A 486-nucleotide genomic window follows, 5' to 3' on the forward strand; every position below is an offset into this window, starting at 1 on the left:
GACCGATTGAGTCGGGAAGTTTAAGGAGAGAGAGATGAACGAAATTAAGGCAATCGAAGCCGAACAAATGAAAAAAGAACTCGACCAATTTAAGGTTGGGGATACAGTTAAGGTTCACTTTAAAATTGTTGAAGGTAAAACCGAACGCGTCCAGATATACGAGGGTCTTGTTATCGCCATGAAGAATTCCAAAGTTGGAAAAACCTTTACTGTGCGGAAAATTTCCTACGGCGTGGGTGTAGAAAGGGTATTCCCGCTTCATTCGCCTCGTATCGCCAAGGTTGAAGTAGTGCGTCCGGGCAAAGTCAGACGGGCAAAACTCTACTATATCCGCGAAAAGATCGGAAAAGGCGCGAAAATCAAAGAGCTTATCATCAAAAAGAGCGGCAAAGGCGCTTATGTGCCGACTACCGGCACTGCGGCGACTGCCGATTCCGAATAGCCGTTATCTGTGAATTTCCTTTAAACTTCCCGACTCAATCGGTT

General features: G+C 45.7%; 1 protein-coding gene. It reads left to right on the forward strand.

The features are described from left to right. Window positions 1-34 precede the first annotated feature (34 nt). A complete protein-coding gene (rplS, locus tag ACYVTD_RS15615; RefSeq protein ID WP_461248617.1) occupies window positions 35-442 on the forward strand; it encodes a 50S ribosomal protein L19 in 408 nt (135 codons plus the stop codon). Window positions 443-486 lie beyond the last annotated feature (44 nt).

This window comes from Treponema sp. R6D11 (assembly GCF_054786075.1).